This window comes from Aeromonas sp. HMWF016 (assembly GCF_963878195.1).
GTDB lineage: Bacteria > Pseudomonadota > Gammaproteobacteria > Enterobacterales > Aeromonadaceae > Aeromonas > Aeromonas lacus.
This window is the reverse complement of record NZ_CAWNWX010000056.1, coordinates 5,732-9,195: the sequence shown is the minus strand read 5'-3', so window position 1 is coordinate 9,195 and position 3,464 is coordinate 5,732. Positions and strand designations below refer to the sequence as shown.

Here is a 3,464-nt window from a genome sequence, read left to right as displayed (position 1 = left end):
CGCTTGCCATTTTTATAACCACTTTAAAAACAATAGATTATTAAGCCTTCACTCCTTATCTCCCCTTGTATTCCGACCCCCTGTTTATCCTGCTTATTTAAGGTGGCGGGTGTAACAAAACTGTCATGCAATCGCCATATAATGCCGCCAAGCCTAGCTTACATTGAGGTTTTGCATGTCATCGGAATCGTTACACCTGGGTATGGCGGGGAGTCGAAAACGCCGCATCAAGGACAAATTGGCCAAGTACGGCGTCACCACGGGTGGGGCGCTGGTGCTGGTGGCGCTCCTGCTTATCTTCTTTTACCTGCTCTATGTGGTGAAGCCCATCTTCAATGGCGCCACGATGGAGCCGACCGCCTCGTTTACCCTGCCGACAAGCGGCAAGACCGCCTGGCTTGGGGTGGAAGAGCAGAACGAGATCGGTTATCGCTTCAGCGACAACGGACAGGTCAACTTCTTCGCCGTGCAGGGCGATGGCAAGATCAAGGTCGGTCAATCCCTCGGTCAAGCTGAGGTGGCCGGTGACGTCACTGCCGTGGCGCCGCCCGCGCCGGGTCAAAAGCTGATTGCCTACGGTTTTGCCGACGGCAAGGCGCAAGTGGTACAGCCCTCCTTCAAGGTCTCCTATCCCAACGATGTGCGCGTCATTGAGCCCAGCCTCCAGTACCCCTTCGGCGAAGAGCCGGTGGTAGTGGATCCCGAGGGCAAGGCGCTCAAGACCATGGTGTTTGAAGCCACCAAGGACAAGATGGCCGCTGCCGCCGTGACCGAAGATGGTCGCGGCGTGATGACGGTGATGAGCGGTGAGGAGAACTTCCTCTCCGGTGAGATCGAGTGGAGTGCCCAGAACTACACCATTCCCTCCCTGCCGCGCCACGTGGATCAGATGCTGCTCACTCCCAACCTGCGTATCCTGTTCGTGCGCGAGGGCAACCGCCTCTCTGTCTACGACATCCAGAACCTGAGCGATATTTCGGTGCGCAACGTGCTGGAGATCAACGCCCCCAACGCCAACGTGACCCGGGTCGAGCTGCTCTCTGGTGCCTCTTCCCTGCTGGTGGGCAATGACAATGGCGTCATCTCCCAGTGGTTTGAAGTGGCAAAGGATGGCAAGCGCCAGTTCACCCAGATCCGTGACTTCAAGGGTGATGGCGCCGTGGCGCAGCTGACCCCGGAGCACTTTCGCAAGGGCTTTATCAGTGCCGACAAGGATGGCACCGTCAGCTTCTTCCACGCTACCGGCGAGACCAAGCTGCTGAGCGAGCATGTCGATGGCGGCGCCTTCTCTGCGCTGGCCATTTCGCCGCGCCACAACCTGCTGCTGACCCAGCAGGGCGATGCGTTCAAGCTGTTTGCGGTGGAGAACGAGCACCCCGAGGTGACCTGGTCTGCCCTGTGGCAACAGGTGTGGTACGAAGGGTATCCGGAGCCCCAGTATGTGTGGCAATCCACCTCCGCCAGCAACGACTTTGAAGCCAAGCTGAGCCTGGTGCCGCTGGTATTCGGTACCTTGAAAGCCTCCTTCTATGCCATGGTGTTTGCGGTGCCGCTCGGCGTTGCGGGCGCCATCTACACCGCCTACTTCATGTCGGCGGGGCTGCGCAAATATGTCAAACCGACCGTCGAGATCATGGCGGCCCTGCCGACCGTTATCCTCGGTTTCCTGGCAGGCCTCTGGCTGGCACCCATCATCGAGGGCTCCCTGCCCGGCGTGGTGTTGCTGCTTATTCTGCTGCCAGCGGGAATGTTGCTGACCGCGCTGGTGTGGAACTACCTGCCGGAGCGCAGCCGCACCTGGCTGCCGGAGGGGTGGCACGCCATCCTGCTGATCCCGGTGCTGCTCTTCATCGGTTGGGGAGCGTTCGCGCTGAGCCCGCTTATCGAGAATGCCTTTATGCACGGTGATTCGCGCATCTGGCTGACCCACGACATGGGCATCAAGTTCGACCAGCGCAACTCGCTGGTAGTTGGCATCGCCATGGGCTTTGCAGTCATTCCGACCATCTTCTCCATCGCCGAAGACGCGGTCTTCTCGGTACCCAAGCACCTGACCCAGGGCTCGCTGGCCCTCGGTGCCACGCCGTGGCAGACCCTGAGCCGGGTGGTGATCCTCACCGCCAGCCCTGGCATCTTCTCGGCGGTGATGATGGGCCTTGGCCGCGCCGTGGGCGAGACCATGATCGTGCTGATGGCCACCGGCAACACCCCCATCATGGACTTCTCTATGTTCCAGGGGCTGCGTACCCTCGCCGCCAACATTGCGGTAGAGATGCCGGAGTCGGAAGTGGGCAGCTCCCACTACCGGGTGCTGTTCCTCGCAGCCTTCGTCCTGTTCGTGTTCACCTTCTTGTTCAACACCCTGGCCGAGTTCATCCGTCAGCGGTTGCGTGAAAAATACAGCTCTCTGTAAGGACCAAGGAATGACAATGGGTAAGTGGTTTAAATCAGGGGCCCCGTGGATCTGGATGACCGGCGGCGCCGTCAGCCTGAGTCTGGTCGCGGTACTGGGGCTGTTGCTGCTCATCGGCTGGCGTGGTCTGGTCTACTTCTGGCCTCACCCCATCTATGAGTGGCAGCTGGAAGATGCGAGCGGCAACAAGAGCGTGCTGATCGGCGAGATCAACGATCGCGAGCTGGTGCCGGTGGAGCGCCTGCGCGCCGCAGGTCTGCCGCTGGCAGGGGAAGAGCGTGAGCTGCTGACCCGCTATCTGGTCAAGACCGGCAACCGCGAGTTTGTCGATCTGGACTTCCGCTGGGTGCTGGAGACCGACATCAAGTCACAGAGTCAGCCGGTCGAGCTCGCCATGATTGAGCGTGCCACCAACGGCAACTTCTACGGCTACATCAACTCGGTCAAAGAGGATGGGCGCGAGATCACCACGGATCTGCACGCCGCTCTGCAGCGGGTGCTGGCGCGGGCCAATGGCCTCTCCGACCAGGCGAACGACCTGCAAAAAGGGGACATCGGCAGCATCAACTATCAGCTGGAGCGGCTGCGCCTCAAAGAGCGCAAGGCCGAGCTTGAGAATAACCTGACCGATCAGCTCAAAGCCCAGCTGGCGAGCGAGCGTCAGGCTCTCAACGATCGCTATCAGGTGCTGGAGAAGGAGCTCTTCTCCCTGCGCAGTCAGGCCGACCGAGACAGCATCACCGTCAAGGATATGCGTGGCGAGCAGGTAACCATGCCGATGTCCAAGGTACTGGATGTGGTGTGGCCCAACGACATGAGCCTGCTGGCCAAGGTAGGTTACTGGTTCCACCAGATCGGCAAGTTTGTCTCCGACGATCCCCGTGAAGCCAACACCGAGGGCGGGGTGTTCCCGGCCATCTTCGGCACCGTCTTCATGGTGTTCCTGATGGCGATCATCGTCACCCCGCTCGGCGTGATTGCAGCGGTCTACCTGCACGAGTATGCGGGCAAGAACAGCCTGACCAAGCTTATCCGCATCGCGGTGATCAAC

The 3,464-nt window shown here is 60.2% G+C and carries 1 protein-coding gene and 1 pseudogene; both read left to right on the top strand.

What is annotated here, in order from left to right:
- The first annotated feature begins 175 nt into the window (after positions 1-175).
- Complete coding sequence (locus AACS24_RS08140) at positions 176-2,413, top strand: ABC transporter permease subunit (protein ID WP_033114380.1); 2,238 nt, start codon at positions 176-178, stop codon at positions 2,411-2,413.
- A gap of 16 nt (positions 2,414-2,429) precedes the next feature.
- A pseudogene (locus AACS24_RS08135) lies at positions 2,430-3,464 on the top strand (phosphate ABC transporter permease PstA); the annotation flags it as partial.